General features: G+C 63.7%; 13 protein-coding genes and 1 pseudogene. 6 read left to right on the forward strand and 8 right to left on the reverse strand.

Annotation, left to right across the window (positions count from 1 at the left end; all coding sequences use genetic code 11):
- The first annotated feature begins 150 nt into the window (after window positions 1–150).
- On the forward strand, window positions 151–1,020 hold the full coding sequence (locus tag IAE33_RS14795; RefSeq protein ID WP_028635103.1) for an isocitrate lyase/PEP mutase family protein: 870 nt from the start codon (window positions 151–153) through the stop codon (window positions 1,018–1,020).
- A 21-nt stretch (window positions 1,021–1,041) separates the two neighbouring features.
- Here the strand turns inward: IAE33_RS14795 and IAE33_RS14800 are convergent, their stop codons facing one another.
- Window positions 1,042–1,947 carry a LysR family transcriptional regulator gene (locus IAE33_RS14800; protein ID WP_201164044.1) on the reverse strand — a complete coding sequence of 302 codons (906 nt, stop codon included), beginning with the start codon at window positions 1,945–1,947 and terminating at the stop codon, window positions 1,042–1,044.
- A 103-nt stretch (window positions 1,948–2,050) separates the two neighbouring features.
- Between IAE33_RS14800 and IAE33_RS14805 the strand changes: the two genes are divergently transcribed.
- On the forward strand, window positions 2,051–2,926 hold the full coding sequence (locus tag IAE33_RS14805; protein WP_201164045.1) for an MBL fold metallo-hydrolase: 876 nt from the start codon (window positions 2,051–2,053) through the stop codon (window positions 2,924–2,926).
- A 27-nt stretch (window positions 2,927–2,953) separates the two neighbouring features.
- Complete coding sequence (locus tag IAE33_RS14810; protein WP_028635100.1) at window positions 2,954–3,568, forward strand: NAD(P)-dependent oxidoreductase; 615 nt, start codon at window positions 2,954–2,956, stop codon at window positions 3,566–3,568.
- Here the strand turns inward: IAE33_RS14810 and IAE33_RS14815 are convergent.
- Window positions 3,544–4,452, reverse strand: a complete 909-nt coding sequence (locus IAE33_RS14815; protein ID WP_201164046.1) for a LysR substrate-binding domain-containing protein — start codon at window positions 4,450–4,452, stop codon at window positions 3,544–3,546. The genes IAE33_RS14810 and IAE33_RS14815 overlap by 25 nt on opposite strands.
- A 114-nt stretch (window positions 4,453–4,566) precedes the next feature.
- Between IAE33_RS14815 and IAE33_RS14820 the strand changes: the two genes are divergently transcribed.
- Window positions 4,567–6,201, forward strand: coding sequence for a 5-guanidino-2-oxopentanoate decarboxylase (locus IAE33_RS14820; RefSeq protein WP_201164047.1), 1,635 nt, complete (start codon window positions 4,567–4,569; stop codon window positions 6,199–6,201).
- A gap of 12 nt (window positions 6,202–6,213) precedes the next feature.
- Here the strand turns inward: IAE33_RS14820 and IAE33_RS14825 are convergent, their stop codons facing one another.
- Window positions 6,214–7,134: an AraC family transcriptional regulator gene (locus IAE33_RS14825; RefSeq protein ID WP_201164048.1), complete on the reverse strand. Its 921-nt coding sequence runs from the start codon at window positions 7,132–7,134 to the stop codon at window positions 6,214–6,216.
- Between the two features lie 201 nt (window positions 7,135–7,335).
- Between IAE33_RS14825 and IAE33_RS14830 the strand changes: the two genes are divergently transcribed.
- Window positions 7,336–7,629, forward strand: a complete 294-nt coding sequence (locus tag IAE33_RS14830; RefSeq protein WP_028635096.1) for a putative quinol monooxygenase — start codon at window positions 7,336–7,338, stop codon at window positions 7,627–7,629.
- Window positions 7,630–7,705: 76 nt separating this feature from the next.
- Window positions 7,706–7,939, forward strand: a complete 234-nt coding sequence (locus tag IAE33_RS14835) for a hypothetical protein (RefSeq protein ID WP_201164049.1) — start codon at window positions 7,706–7,708, stop codon at window positions 7,937–7,939.
- On the opposite strand, the gene IAE33_RS14840 is transcribed toward IAE33_RS14835, so the two are convergent.
- The 5 genes and pseudogenes from IAE33_RS14840 to IAE33_RS14860 form a co-directional block, all read right to left on the reverse strand.
- Complete coding sequence (locus IAE33_RS14840; RefSeq protein WP_028635094.1) at window positions 7,940–8,545, reverse strand: flavin reductase family protein; 606 nt, start codon at window positions 8,543–8,545, stop codon at window positions 7,940–7,942.
- Between the two features lie 97 nt (window positions 8,546–8,642).
- Window positions 8,643–8,849 (reverse strand): annotated as a pseudogene (locus IAE33_RS14845) (heme utilization protein); the annotation flags it as partial.
- 291 nt (window positions 8,850–9,140) lie between these two features.
- Window positions 9,141–10,460 (reverse strand): MFS transporter, encoded by a 1,320-nt coding sequence (locus IAE33_RS14850; protein WP_201164051.1) that lies wholly within the window; start codon window positions 10,458–10,460, stop codon window positions 9,141–9,143.
- Between the two features lie 244 nt (window positions 10,461–10,704).
- Window positions 10,705–12,039: a sigma-54-dependent transcriptional regulator gene (locus IAE33_RS14855; protein WP_201164052.1), complete on the reverse strand. Its 1,335-nt coding sequence runs from the start codon at window positions 12,037–12,039 to the stop codon at window positions 10,705–10,707.
- Entirely contained in the window at window positions 12,036–13,790 is a 1,755-nt protein-coding gene (locus tag IAE33_RS14860; RefSeq protein ID WP_201164053.1) for an ATP-binding protein, read from the reverse strand. Before IAE33_RS14860 ends, IAE33_RS14855 begins: the two co-directional genes overlap by 4 nt.
- Window positions 13,791–13,810: the final 20 nt, after the last annotated feature.

The raw sequence follows: 13,810 nt of genomic DNA on the forward strand, positions 1-13,810 counted from the left end.
TCGCCGAGGTCCCTGGCTCCCGCACCTATTATTCCTCTGCCTGCATGTCGAACATGGCCTTGCGCTGATGGCAAGGTTCGATACAGGTCAGGCAAACCCGATTCAGGGGTCTGTAGTTACCGTTCAAATTTCTTCAATAGTGGAGTGATCATGCCCAAGGCTTCCCATCAAGATCTGCGTTTTGCCTTCCGCGAGCTGCTCGCTTCAGGTTCTTGCTACCACACCGCTTCGGTGTTCGACCCCATGTCGGCGCGCATTGCCTCTGACCTGGGCTTTGAGGTGGGCATTCTGGGTGGTTCGGTTGCCTCGCTGCAGGTGCTGGCTGCACCTGACTTTGCCCTGATCACCCTGAGCGAATTCGTCGAGCAGGCCACCCGCATTGGCCGGGTGGCGCAGCTGCCGGTGCTGGCCGACGCGGACCACGGCTATGGCAACGCGTTGAATGTGATGCGTACCGTGATCGAGCTGGAGCGGGCAGGGGTTGCCGCGCTCACCATCGAGGACACGCTGCTGCCCGCGCAGTTCGGGCGCAAATCCACCGACCTGATTTCGGTCGAAGAAGGGGTGGGCAAAATTCGTGCGGCCGTGGAGGCGCGCGTTGACGCGTCGCTGTCGATCATCGCCCGCACCAATGCCGGGGTGCTCAGCACTGAAGAAATCATCGTGCGTACCCAGAGCTACCAGAAGGCCGGTGCCGATGGCATCTGCATGGTGGGGGTAAAGGACTTCGAGCAGCTGGAGCAGATTGCCAGCCACCTGACGGTGCCGCTGATGCTGGTCACCTACGGCAACCCCAACCTGCGCGATGACGAGCGCCTGGCGCGCCTGGGCGTGCGCATCGTGGTCGATGGCCATGCCGCCTACTTCGCGTCGATCAAGGCCACCTACGACTGCCTGCGCCTGCAGCGCGGCCAGCAGAACAAATCGGAAAACCTCAGCGCCACCGAGCTCTCGCACACCTACACCCAGCCTGAGGACTACATCCGCTGGGCCAAGGAGTACATGAGCGTCGAGGAGTGACCTTGCGCCGCTGGCGCGGGGTCAGAGGTCTGCGTCCCACGCCGGCTCGTCCTTGAAGCGCTGCGCAAGAAAATCCAGCATGCTGCGCAGCGTTGCGGGCATGTGCTTGCGCGAGGTGTAGACCGCATTCAGGCTCAGCTCCCGTGGCTTGGCCTTGGGCACCAGGCGAATCAGCTGCCCGTTGCGCAAGGCATCGGCAGCCTGATAGGTGGGCAGCATGGCGATGCCTGCACCGGCAAGTGTGGCCTTCTGCAGCGTCATTGCCTCATTCGCGCTGATATTGCCCGACACGGGTATGGCCACCTGCTGCCCGCCCACCTCGAAATGCCACAGGCCATGGCCGAAGTAGGCATGGGTTAGGCAGTTGTGGCGGGTAAGGTCTTCGACGCGCTGGGGCGCGCCGTGCTCACTGAGGTAGGACGGTGCGGCGCAGATCACCGACCGGCACACGCTGAGCCTGCGGGCAATCAGGTTGGGGTCCAGATCATTGCTGGTGCGTATCGCCAGGTCGATGCGTTCGTCCACCAGGTTGACGGTGCGGTCGAGCATCTGCAACTCCACGTTCACCCCTGGGTAGCGGCGCACGTAATCGGCCACTGCATCGGCCAGCTGAGCCTGGCCAAACGAGGTGCTCACGCTGATGCGCAGCGCACCGCGTGGCGCGTCATCGGGCTGCTGCACGGCGCTTTGCAGGTCTGTGGCCATGGCCAGCATCTGCCGGCAGCGTGGCAGCACCTCCTCGCCGGCGGCGGTAAGGCTCAGCTTGCGCGTGGTGCGCTGCATGAGCCGCGCGCCCACCCAGGCTTCCAGCTCTGCCAGGTAGCGTGACACTACCGGCCGCGACAGTTGCAGATGATCGGCCGCCGCTGATTGGCTACCCAGGTCGACCACGGTGACGAAAACGCGCATTGCGGTAAGGCGGTCCATGATTTGCTCGATTCCAGAAACAAACTATGTCGCAGGATCGCATTTTTTGTACTGGTTACGGCAACTATGCTGTTGGGCATTGCCAATCTGAAAGGTTTCCCCGATGCCCCTTCTCAACCCCTTGCGCGTGATGCTTGTGGCCTGCCTGGCGCTGGCCGGGCAGGCACTGGCTGCAGCCCCTTTGCAGGTGGACGTCTACAACCCCGGCGAGCAGGCCATCTTCCCGGTGAGTTCGGTTATCGTCAGCGGCGAGCACGATGCCGTGCTGGTGGACGCCCAGTTCGGCAAGGCCCAGGCCGAGCAACTGGTGCAGCGCCTGCGCACAAGTGGCAAGCGCCTGACCGCCATCTACATCAGCCATGGCGACCCCGACTACTACTTTGGCCTCGACACGCTGACCCGGGCCTTCCCGCAGGCCAAGGTGCTGGCATCGGCGCCGACCGTGGCGCATATCCGCCAGACCATGGCTGCCAAGCTGGCCTACTGGGGGCCACAAATGGGCGCGGACAAACCTGCAAAGCTGATCGTGCCGCAGGTGCTGGCAGGTGATCGCCTGATGCTGGAAGGCCAGGCCCTGGAGGTGCGCGGCCTGGGCGGGCCGCAACCGGACCGCAGTTACGTCTGGATACCTTCGATCAAGGCCGTGGTGGGCGGGGTGGTGGTGTCTGAAAACATCCATGTGTGGATGGCTGATACCCAATCGGCGCAGTCCCACCAGGCCTGGCTGGCGACCCTGGCCGCTATCGAGGCGCTGGCGCCCGAAACGGTTGTGCCCGGCCACTACCTGGGCACCGGCAGCCGGTCACTGGCAGCTGTGCGCTTCACTGCAGACTACATACGTGACTTCGATGCCGAAACGGCCAAGGCCCACGATGCTGCGCAACTGATCGACGCCATGAAACAGCGTTACCCGGGGCTGGCCGACGAGAGTTCGCTGGCGCTCAGTGCCAAGGTCGCCAAAGGCGAGATGACGTGGTAACCCGAACTTACTGAAGGAGCATGACCCATGAGCAACATTGCAATCATCGGTGCGACTGGCCGTGCCGGCAGCCAGTTGGTGGCGGAAGCCTTGCGCCGTGGCCACAGTGTGTTGGCCATCGCGCGAAACCCATCGGCCTTGCAGGGCCGTGAAGGAGTCACGGTGCAGGCGCTGGACGTGAACGACAGTGCTGCGTTGCAGGCAGCGCTGACGGGCGTGGACGCGGTGCTCAGCGCTGCACACTTTGCCAGTATCGAACCCGAGGCCATCATTCAGCCGGTCAAGCGCGCAGGTGTGAAGCGGCTGTTGGTGGTGGGTGGCGCCGGTAGCCTGCTGTTGCCTTCCGGGCAGCGGGTAATCGACAGCCCGGATTTCCCGGAAGCCTACAAGGCCGAGGCCAGTGGTGGGGTGCGGTTTCTTGAGGCGTTGCAGCAGGAAACCGACCTTGACTGGACCTTTTTGTCGCCCTCGGCCGAGTTCGTCGAAGGCGAACGTAGCGGGCACTACGTGCTCGGCAAGGACCACTTGCTGATCGGGGCCGACGGCAAAAGCTGGATTACCTTTGCCGATTATGCAATTGCCTTGCTCGATGAACTGGATACCCCCCGGCATTCGCGTCAGCGCTTCACGGCCGGGTATTGATCCGCAGGGTCAGTGCTGGCACAGGCCTGCAGCCACGCCAGCAACTCGACCAACCCAGGTGCCAGGCCCTTGGCCTGGCTGACCAGGTAATAGCCCTTGCCGGTCATCACCCTCAAGGCGAACGGCGTACACAGGCGCCCTGCGCGCAGGTCTTCGCCGATCAGCGCCCAGTCACCGATGGCAACGCCCGTGCCTTGCGTAGCCATGGCCATGGCCATGTCCAGCGTCTCGAAATGCTGTTTGTGCCCTCGACCGCTCAGGGTCACCCCGGCGGCCTGCAGCCAGGCATGCCAGTCCCGCTCGTCCCGCGACGGATGCAGCAGCATGTGCTCGCCCAGGTCCTGGGGCTGCAACAAAAGGGGTAGGCCTTCGCGTAGCGACGGCGCGCAGACCGGGGTGAGTTGCTCATCGAACAGCTTGTACGCCCGCAGCCCCTGGGGCGGTGCAGCGCCATAGACCACTGCGGCATCGAAGCCTTCCCGGTGCAGGTCCACGCCATGCTGCACGGTGGTGGTCAGTTCCACCGGCACCTCCGGGCGCAGGGCCTGCCATTGCATCAGGCGCGGCAGCAACCAGCGCATCACACAGGTCGGCGCCTTGAGTTGCAGGGTGCTGCTGTGCCCAGCCACCTCACGTACACCCTGCTCGATGAGGGTAAACACCTGCTGTACCCGAGGCAGCCAGTCGAGGCCTTCGCGGGTCAGGCTCAGGCCTCTGGCCTGGCGCTGGAACAGCGGGTAACCCAGGTGTGCTTCCAGGGCCGCGATCTGGCGGCTCACAGCCCCTTGGGTGATATGCAGCTGCTGGCCAGCGCGGGTGAAATTGCAGTGCTGGGCAGTGACCAGAAACGTGTGCAGTGCAGGCAGGGGAGGTAAGCGATTCATAGGAAGCAGCCATGATTTCAGGACATGGCAAGTATGTGTATTTTTGCATTGTGCGGGTAGGCCATCGTTGCGTCCAATAAGCCCTTGTCCGAAGCAAGAACAGGGTGGAAGCGCATGGCAACTTGTGGCGAAGTGTTGGTGAAGTGGCTCGAAGCTTATGGCGTGGATCATGTTTTTGGCATTCCCGGTGTGCATACCGTCGAGCTGTACCGTGGCCTGGCGGGTGCTGCCATCACGCACATTACGCCACGCCATGAGCAAGGCGCAGGCTTCATGGCCGACGGGTATGCACGTACCCGGGGACAACCTGGGGTGTGTTTCATCATCACCGGGCCAGGCATGACCAATATCATCACGGCCATGGGCCAGGCCTATGCGGACTCCATCCCGATGCTGGTCATTTCCAGTGTGCAGGCCCGCAACCAACTGGGCGGTGGCCGTGGCAAGCTGCACGAGTTGCCCGATCAGGGCGCACTGGTCGCGGGCGTGGCTGCGTTTTCCCACACCTTGATGAGTGCGGGCGAGCTGCCCGCGGTGCTGGCGCGGGCGTTTGCGGTGTTCGAGGGCGCGCGGCCACGCCCTGTTCACATCGAGATCCCCTTGGACGTGCTGGTCGAGCCTGCCGACCACTTGCTGCCGGCAAGGCCGGTGCGTACCCACAGGGCGGGCCCCGCGCTACAGCCCTTGCACCAGATGGCCGAGCGCCTGGCAGTGGCCAAGCGGCCGCTGCTGCTGGTAGGGGGCGGTGCCCTGGCGGCCAGTGAGGCGCTGGTGCGGTTGGCCGAGCATTTGCAGGCGCCCGTGGCCTTGACCATCAACGCCAAGGGCCTGTTGCCTGCGGCCCACCCGCTGCTGATCGGTTCGACACAGTCGCTGCAGGCCACCCGTGCACTGGTGGCGGAGGCCGATGTAGTGCTTGCCATTGGCACCGAGCTTGGCGAAACCGATTACGACGTGACCTTCCAGGGAGGCTTCGAAATCCCAGGCAGTCTGCTGCGCATTGATATCGACCCTGATCAGACCGTGCGTAACTACATGCCAGCGCTTGCCCTGGTGGCAGACGCCAGGTTGGCCCTGGAGGGGCTGATCGCTGCCCTGCGTGGCCGGCAGCCGGTGTACCAGGCGGGGTGGGGTGCTGGCCGGGTGGCAGCACTGCGCATGGCCGTGGCTCGGCAATGGGACCAGGCTACCTTGAGCCAGACGCGCTTGCTGACAGCCACGCTGCAAAGCTTGCCGGACGCCATTCTGGTGGGCGATTCGACCCAGCCGGTGTACACCGGCAATTTCACCTTGGACATGGACCGACCACGGCGCTGGTTCAATGCATCGACCGGCTACGGCACCCTGGGTTATGCACTGCCTGCCGCGATGGGGGCGTGGCTGGGTAGTGCGGTCAAAAGCCAAGACCGCGCGCCAGCGGTGTGCCTGATTGGCGACGGCGGGTTGCAGTTCACCTTGCCGGAGCTGGCCAGTGCGGTGCAGGCACAGGTGCCGCTGATCGTGCTGTTGTGGAATAACCAGGGCTATGAAGAGATCAAGAAGTACATGGTCAACCGGGCCATCGAGCCGGTCGGGGTAGACATTCATACCCCCGACTTCGTCGCCGTGGCACAGGCGCTGGGGGCGGCGGCTGAACACGTGGCCGATGTGTCGCAATTGCACACAGCGCTGGCCCAGGCGGCCAGACGCAGCGGCCCGACGCTGCTGCACATCGACCAGCAGCAGTGGCAGCAGGCTGTGCCAGGCTGAAGGCCGGCGTGCCTAGCCGGCACTGGAGCGCAGGCGTGCCACGTCACGGATCGGTGGCGCGCCATACAACCGGCTGTATTCGCGGCTGAACTGCGAGGGGCTTTCATAACCCACCCGATAGGCCGCCACGGCGGCTTCCAGCCCGTCATTGAGCATGAGCCTGCGGGCCTCCTGCAGGCGCAGCTGCTTCTGGTACTGCAGCGGGCTCATGGAGGTCACTGCCTTGAAGCGGTGGTGCAAGGTGGAGATGCTGAGGTTGACCTCGCGGGCCAGGTCCTCGATGCGCAGCGGCAGCTGGAAGTTTTCATTGAGCCAGCTGATTGCCTGGCACACCCGGTGGGTCTGGCTGTTGGCCAGGGCGATTTCGTACAGCCGATAGCCTTGGGGCCCGCGCAGTAAACGGTACAGGATTTCCCGGCGAAACAGCGGCGCCAGCATGCCGATATCCCGTGGGCTGTCCAGCAGGCGGATCAGCCGCAACAAGGCATCGAGCAATGCAGCGTCGGTCTTTTCCACATACAAACCCCGCCCCGAGGGCCGGTTAGGCACCAGCATCGGCCCGCTTTCGGCGATCAGCTGGCTGATCTCGGCAGGGTCCAGGTCCATGCGCAGGCCCAGGCTGGGGTTCTGCGGGCTGGCATCGAGCTTTACCGCACTGAGCGGCAAGGTCACCGACACCACCATGTAGTGCAGCGGGTCGTAGGCATATTGCTCGTCGCCCAGAAACAGGCTTTTGCTGCCTTGCGCCAGGATGCACAGCGCAGGTTGGGCCAGCGTGGGCACCGAGCGGACGTTCTCGGTGTAGCGCACCAGGTACAGGTTGTCGATGGCCGAGGCGGGCCCGTGGGGATCGCCGGCATGGCGGCCGATCAGCGCGGCCAGCTCCTGGCGATGGGTTTCCAGATGCGGGTCTAGGGGCGGGGCGGTGGTCATGGTGGCGTTCCTCTGCTGACCGACGCAGCATAGGTTTGGGCAACACATGAAGCTAGTCGAATACTGCACGCCGATTGCCTGATCCTGCCGCGCGGCAGGATCAGGCAATCGGCGTGCAGTATTGGCCTAACGTGAACGGCCGGTGGCGCTCTAACCTTGCCAGCCTGGCTTACCCGACCGCCGCTTCAGGGAGATGGTGCAATGACGCTCAAACAACCGGTCACCCACCTTGCTTTCATCCGCGCCAGTAACGGCCGCTCGGCCGAGCTGGGCGCCCGCTTGCGTGACTTGCTCGAACCTTCACTGGGCGCCCCGGGTTGCCTAAGCTTTACCGTGCAGCGCTCCCAGGCCGATGCCGACCTGTGGTTACTCAGCGGCAGCTGGCAGGACCAGCAGGCGATGAACGGCTACTTCGCCTCGCCTACCCTGCAGGTGTTCGGTGAGCTGGTGCAGGCCGAAGTGGTCAGCAGCCTCGACCTGCACACCTTTGGCTGACCGGTGGCACGCGACAGCCGCGTTGCCGGGCTGCTTGGCGTAACATGACGGCTCTTTCAACCACGCGGAAAGCACTATGGCACGTAGGGAGTTTGCACAGTTCGAGGCGGTTTCGGCGATGGTGCCGGTGGACGGCGGGGGCTACCACGCGGCCATCGCGGTGAAGGCGCTGGGCATGGGCGGCGCACCGCGCTTCCACAAGGTGCTGGAGGGGCAGGTATTCAAGGGCGCCGTGGCTGCCGATGAAGCGGCCACGGCCCAGTTGCAGCGCCTGCGAGGTGTGAGCGGAGCAGGCGAGCTGATCTGGTGATCAGGCCTGCGGCCTGGCCATCTTGAACAGGTTGCCCAGTTCGAAATAGTCCGCCGGGCCGCCGCCACGCAGGATGGGTTCGGCGGCAGCGGTGTCGTAGATGCCGTCCTTGAGCAGGTGCTCGGCAATATGCACGGCCACCACCTCGCCCAGGATCAGCCAGCTGGGCACCGGCTGCTGGTCAGCACGCTGCAGTTGCACGATCTGGGTTACCTTACACTCGAAGGCCACCGGCGTTTCGCCTACCCGCGGCACCTTGACGATGCGCGACGGGGCGGCCGTGAGCCCGCTCAGTTCGAACTCGTTCACTTCCGGCAGTACTGCCGCACAGCTCTGGTTCATCTGCTCGGCCAACGGCCGGGTTGCCAGGTTCCAGACAAACTCCCCAGTCTGCTCAATGTTGTTCAGGCTGTCTTTGCGCCCCACGCTACAGAAACCGATGATCGGCGGGATGTAGTTGAAGGCGTTGAAGAAGCTGTAGGGCGCCAGGTTCAGGCGGCCCTGGCGGTCCTGGGAGGAGATCCAGCCGATCGGGCGGGGGCCAACGATGGCGTTGAAGGGGTCATGCGGCAGGCCGTGGCCTTGTGCGGGTTCGTAGTAGTACATCGGTGCTGGGCTTGCCGGCCCACCTCCTGGGTTGACGGGCCCCTAGTGTGCCAAGGCTGCGGCCGCCTGCAAATCATCAGGCAGCGCTGTAGGGTCAGCTGATGCGATGGCCATGGGTGCGATCGAAGCCATCTTCCGCGAAGCGCTGGGCACCGGTGCGGTCAAAGCCGTCTTCTGCGTAGCCGGACGCCTGTGCGTGAGGCGCTGCAAAACCGTGCGCCTTGGTACGGTCGAAACCGTCTTCGGCATAAGCGCCAGCAGCAGACAACGACAGAACGAAGGCAAGAAGGGTGTGGATTTTCATAAGGGTTACTCCAATGAATGGGTGACTGTGTAGGTATGCATCACATTTTACGCCTACAATATTGATTGTTAAGCGCATAATATTGCGTTAAATAATCGTATTATTAGATGTATTGACGTACTCAAATGCCTGCTTTCGCGTGAGCGGCGGCGATTATCAAGGTGCTGGGGCAAATGATTATTCAGCCTGGGCAGTATCTGGCTGTGGAATTAATCGAGTATTAAGGGGTAGGCACAACGAAAAAGGGCGCTCCATCACTGGAGCGCCCTTTTTCGTTGTTACCGGCAGCGATCAGTCGGTGGTGATCCGGGAGTGCTGCTTGGTGTCTTTCATGGTGGCGTACACCAGCAGGGAGCAGGCGATGCACCCTGTGACGTACCAGTAGAACCCGCTTTCCATACCCGCGCTCTTGAACCACAGCGCCACGTATTCAGCGGTACCACCAAAGATCGACACCGTCAGGGCGTAGGGCAGGCCGACACCCAGGGCGCGGATTTCGGTGGGGAACAGTTCGGCTTTTACCACCGCGTTGATCGAGGTGTAGCCGCTGACGATGATCAGCGCCGCCATGATCAGGAAGAACGCGCCCCACCACGTCTGGATGGTGTGCAGGGTGCTGAGGATCGGTACGGTGAACAGCGTGCCCAGTACACCGAAGGCAATCAGGATGGGGCGGCGGCCGATCTTGTCGGACAACCCGCCAATCACCGGTTGCAGGCACATGAACAGGAACAGCGTGGCGGCCGAGATGGTGGTGGAGTCACTGATGCTCATGCCCACCGTATTCACCAGGTATTTCTGCATATAGGTGGTGTAGGTGTAGAACGCCAGGGTGCCGCCCATGGTCAGGCCGACCACGGTCAGCAGTTCCTTGGGGTGGCGCATCAGGGTGCGCATCAGGCTTTCCTTGGCCTTTTCCTTCTTGGTGAAAGAGGCGGTTTCTTCCATACCGCGACGCAGGTACAAGGCAACCACGGCGCACAGGGCACCGATCACGAACGGTACGCGCCAGCCCCAGGCATACAGCTGCTCGGTGGTCAGGGTCTGTTGCAGGATGATCAGCACTGCCAGGGCGATGAGCTGGCCGGAGATCAGCGTGACGTACTGGAAACTGGAGAAGAAGCCACGGCGCTCCTTGCTGGCCATTTCACTGAGGTAGGTGGCCGAGGTGCCGTATTCGCCACCCACCGACAAACCCTGCAGCAGGCGCGCAATCACCAGCAGAACGGGGGCAGCGACGCCTATGGTCTCGTAGCCGGGGGTAAGGGCGATGACCAGCGAGCCGGCGCACATCAGCAGTACCGAGGCCATCAGCGCCGCCTTGCGGCCCTTGCGGTCGGCGTACAGGCCCATCAGCCAGCCACCGATGGGGCGCATCAGGAAGCCTACGGCGAAGATCGCCGCGGTGTTGAGCAATTGTGCGGTGGAGTCGCCCGCCGGGAAGAATGCCTTGGCGAAGTACAGCGAGAATGCTGCGTAGACGTACCAGTCATACCATTCGACCATGTTGCCGATGGAACCGCTGAAGATCGATTTGAGGCGGCTGGCGGTGGTTTTTTCTGCGGCCGGCGCGTTGGCCGCCCCGGCTGGCAGGGAGGTGGCGTTATCCATCAGGGATACCTTCTCGTTGTTTTTGTGAAGCGCGCCTGGGCGCAGCTGGCACAGGTGATTGCAGAAGGTGTGCCAAACGGGGGCGCTGTGACCCGTCTTTGGGCATTTGAGGGGCGGTAGCCCTTACCAGCACTGCGCCCGGGGTGTGGTCGGTGGCGCAGGCCAACGGCCAGAAGTGGGCGGGCCTGCGCCTTAGACAAGCAAAAATCCGCTCATGGGGCTGGCCAAGTAGGCGGATTTCCGCTTATTGGCTCGACAAGAAATCTTCTCGTAACAAGCCGTGGCGCTGCATCTTTTCGTTGAGGGTGCGCCTGGGAAGCTGCAGGTCGTCCATCACAGCCTTGATCTCGCCCCCATGCTGGCGCAGCGCTGCGCGCAGGCACTGCGCTTCGTAGGCTTCCATGCGCTCGCTCAGGGATTGACCTGCCGGCACAGGGTCAAGGGTGGGTGAGCCAAGCCCTAGCGCATGACGCTCTGCCGCGTTGGCCAGTTCGCGCACGTTGCCCGGCCAGTCATGGGTGAGCAATTGGGCCAACTGTGCACCAGACAGGGGCGCGGCATTGCGGCCCAGCTTGTTGGCAGCGGCGGTGGCAAAGTGCTCGAACAGTACGGCGATGTCTTCGCGCCGTTCGCGCAAAGGCGCCAGGCGCAACTCGGCAACATTCAGCCGGTAGGCAAGGTCTTCGCGAAAGCGCCCGGCCCGTGCCTCTTCGAGCAGGTCGGGTTTGGTGGCCGCAATGACGCGCAGGTCCACGCTGATGCTCTGGTTGGCGCCCAGGCGTTCGATTTTCTGCTCTTGTATCACCCGCAGCAGCTTGGCCTGCTGCGCCAGCGGCATGCTTTCGATCTCGTCGAGAAACACCGTGCCGCCGCTGGCGTACTCCAGCTTGCCGATGCGCTTGCCCTGGGCGCCCGTGAAGGCGCCGCTCTCATGGCCGAACAGCTCAGCCTCGAACAACGCTTCCGGAATGGCCGCGCAGTTGAGTGCCACAAAAGGCTTGTCGCCCCGTGGACCAAAGTCATGCAGGCAGCGCGCCACCCGCTCTTTGCCGCTGCCCGTCTCGCCACGGATCAGCACATTGACGGGCAGGCCTGCCAGGTCGAGCAACTGGCGGCGCAGCAACTGCGTGCTTTGAGCCATGCCAATCAAGCTCGCCTCCAGCCGGGTCTTGAGGTCGGCCTGTTCGTGCAGGCGGCGGTTTTCCAGTACCAGCTGGCGTTTCTCCAGGGCGCGGCGCAGGCTGCCCAGCAGGTGTTGCGGGGTGAATGGCTTTTCCAGGAAGTCATAAGCACCGCTGCGCATGGCGTCCACGGCCATTGGCACATCGCCATGGCCGGTCAGCAGGATCACAGGCAGGTCGGGGTCGGCTGCCTGCAGGCGTTCCAGCAACTGCAGGCCATCCATGCCCGGCATGCGGACGTCGCTGATGACCACCCCGGGGAAGTGCGCTGGCAGCTGCGCCAGGCACTCGTCGGCACGGGCGAACAGCTGCACATTGAAACCTGACAGGCTCAGCCACTGCTCCACAGCGCTACGGATGCTGGCCTCATCGTCGATGACGATCACTGAATTCATCATGCGGGCTCCAGGTCACGGGGCAGGGTGAGGCTAAGGCAAGCGCCGCCGGGCACGTTTTCGGCCTGTAGCCGGCCACCTGCGTCATGCACGATGCCATAGGATATCGCCAGGCCAAGCCCCAGGCCTTCGCCTACGGGTTTGGTGGTGAAGAACGGCTCAAAGATTCTGGCCAGGTCGGCCTCGGCGATACCACCGCCCGAGTCCAGAATACTCAGGCGCCACAGCCCGGCCTGCGGTTCTATGCGGATTTCAAGGCGGCGGTAGCCCTTGTTGGCCATGGCGTCCAGGGCGTTGCGCAACAGGTTGATCAACACCTGTTCCAGGCGGATGGCATCGCCCCGCACCCAGGCCGGGCGCGCCAGGTACAGGGCCAGCTGGATGCCTTCACTGTGGATGCGGGTTTCCAGCAGGTGCAGGGCCTGGTCGACCACGGTGGCCAGGTCCAGCCGCTCGCGCAGGCCACCCGGGCTGTTGCGGGCGAATGTTTTCAGGTGGCTGGTCAGGGACGCCATGCGGGTCAGCATCTGCTCAAGGGGTTCGAGGGCCTGGCGCGCTTCATCGTAGCGCCCATGGTCCAGCAGCAGGCGCAGGGTTTCCAGCTGCATGCGCTGGGTCGTCAGCGGCTGGTTGATCTCATGGGCCATGGCCGCAGACATCTGCCCCAGTGCCGCCAGTTTTGCCGTTTGTACCAGCCCTTCCTGGGCGGTGCGCAGCTCCCGGGTGCGCTCCTCGACCTGGCGCTCAAGCTCGGCGCGGCTGCGCTGGCGCAGGCGGGCAATACGCAGGCGCTGGCTGACGAACAGCGCCGCGAACACCAGGCTGAGCCACACGGCAGCTGCGCCCAATGCCGCATTGCGGGCATCCGGGCCTACCTGGGGCTTGCGCAGCAGGTGCAGGGCCCAGCGTTCGCTGTCCAGCGGCAGGGTTTCCCACAGGTAATCGGCACTGCCCTGGGGGCCCTGCACGCGGCTGAGGGTGCTGTTGGCGGCAAACCGGGTGAGCACCTGATGGGGCAGGGGCACAAGGGGTTGCTTGTCGTACTGACGGGTTTCAGCCAGTTCGGCACGGTCGGCGCCGGTCAGCGGCTGCAGTTCCCGGTAGCGCCAGCCGTCCTGGTTGGCAATGAAGGTGATGCCGCGGGCATCGCTGACCAACAGAATGTCGCTGCCTTGGCGCCACTCACGCTCAAGCTCTGGAAACTCCAGTTTTACAACCATGGCGCCGAGAAAGCGGCCCTGTTCGTCGAGCACCGCGCTCGACAGAAAATACCCCGGTACGCCACTGGTCACACCCACCGCGTAGAAGCGACCGTTACCCTGGTTGCGGGTCTGGGTGAAATAGGGCCTGAAGCCATAGTTGGAGCCCACGTAGCTGGTGGGTAGCCGCCAGTTGCTAGCGGCGATGGCCAACCCGGTGCGGTCGAGCAATTCGAGGGTGGACGAGTTAGCCGCGCCGTTGATCCTTTCAAGCTTCCGGTTCAGGGCATTTTGCACCTGGTCGTCGACAGGGCCGCGCAAGGCGGCGATCAGTTCCGGGTCCAGTGCCAGCACCGCAGGCAGCGCCCTGTAACGGTCGATCAGGGTGTGCAGGGTATTGGCGTACAGGCCCAACTGCTGGCTGGCAAGCCGGGCGTCGGCCTCCATGGCCTGACGCTTGGCGTGGTGCATGGCCCAGCCCGCGCTCAGCACGGTGCCCAGCACGATCAGCAAGGTGATCAGCCCCAAACGCAGGGCGCGGAAGGTGAAGGGCATCGGGTCAGGTCCGGTGGTTG

This window comes from Pseudomonas sp. S60 (genome assembly GCF_016647865.1).
Lineage (GTDB): Bacteria > Pseudomonadota > Gammaproteobacteria > Pseudomonadales > Pseudomonadaceae > Aquipseudomonas > Aquipseudomonas parafulva.

Excerpts from the sequence above, each read along its gene's own strand:
- IAE33_RS14795 (WP_028635103.1), top strand. The coding sequence starts at position 151 with ATGCCCAAGGCTTCCCATCAAGATCTGCGTTTTGCCTTCCGCGAGCTG.
- IAE33_RS14800 (WP_201164044.1), bottom strand. The coding sequence starts at position 1,947 with ATGGACCGCCTTACCGCAATGCGCGTTTTCGTCACCGTGGTCGACCTG.
- IAE33_RS14805 (WP_201164045.1), top strand. The coding sequence starts at position 2,051 with ATGCCCCTTCTCAACCCCTTGCGCGTGATGCTTGTGGCCTGCCTGGCG.
- IAE33_RS14810 (WP_028635100.1), top strand. The coding sequence starts at position 2,954 with ATGAGCAACATTGCAATCATCGGTGCGACTGGCCGTGCCGGCAGCCAG.
- IAE33_RS14815 (WP_201164046.1), bottom strand. The coding sequence starts at position 4,452 with ATGAATCGCTTACCTCCCCTGCCTGCACTGCACACGTTTCTGGTCACT.
- IAE33_RS14820 (WP_201164047.1), top strand. The coding sequence starts at position 4,567 with ATGGCAACTTGTGGCGAAGTGTTGGTGAAGTGGCTCGAAGCTTATGGC.
- IAE33_RS14825 (WP_201164048.1), bottom strand. The coding sequence starts at position 7,134 with ATGACCACCGCCCCGCCCCTAGACCCGCATCTGGAAACCCATCGCCAG.
- IAE33_RS14830 (WP_028635096.1), top strand. The coding sequence starts at position 7,336 with ATGACGCTCAAACAACCGGTCACCCACCTTGCTTTCATCCGCGCCAGT.
- IAE33_RS14835 (WP_201164049.1), top strand. The coding sequence starts at position 7,706 with ATGGCACGTAGGGAGTTTGCACAGTTCGAGGCGGTTTCGGCGATGGTG.
- IAE33_RS14840 (WP_028635094.1), bottom strand. The coding sequence starts at position 8,545 with ATGTACTACTACGAACCCGCACAAGGCCACGGCCTGCCGCATGACCCC.
- IAE33_RS14850 (WP_201164051.1), bottom strand. The coding sequence starts at position 10,460 with ATGGATAACGCCACCTCCCTGCCAGCCGGGGCGGCCAACGCGCCGGCC.
- IAE33_RS14855 (WP_201164052.1), bottom strand. The coding sequence starts at position 12,039 with ATGATGAATTCAGTGATCGTCATCGACGATGAGGCCAGCATCCGTAGC.
- IAE33_RS14860 (WP_201164053.1), bottom strand. The coding sequence starts at position 13,790 with ATGCCCTTCACCTTCCGCGCCCTGCGTTTGGGGCTGATCACCTTGCTG.